The sequence below is a fragment of the Paraburkholderia sp. RL18-085-BIA-A genome, assembly GCF_046027075.1.
Lineage (GTDB): Bacteria > Pseudomonadota > Gammaproteobacteria > Burkholderiales > Burkholderiaceae > Paraburkholderia.
On record NZ_JARESU010000698.1, the window covers coordinates 1 to 295 of the forward strand.

Sequence of the window (295 nt, forward strand, 5' to 3'; positions counted from 1 at the left end):
CGCCGTGCAGGCCGGACGTACAGGCGATGAACTCATGGCATACCCGGAGTCGTTCAAGACCTCGTGGCTGCACACTGAGCTGCATCGCGCACGCAACTTCAAGCAATGGATGAGCAAGGGCCTGTACCTCGGCACGCTGATGGTCGGCATCGAGCAGAAGCTGCTGGGCGGCAACGTGCCGTGGACGCTGCATCACCAGCATTCGGATCATGAGATGCTCAAGCCGGCGTCGCAGTGCAAGCCGATCACGTATCCGAAGCCGGATGGCAAACTGACCTTTGACCGGCTCTCGTCG

General features: G+C 61.0%; 1 pseudogene. It reads left to right on the forward strand.

Features of this window, described 5'->3' with window-relative positions:
- A pseudogene (locus P0D89_RS54450) lies at nt 1-295 on the forward strand (electron transfer flavoprotein-ubiquinone oxidoreductase); the annotation flags it as partial.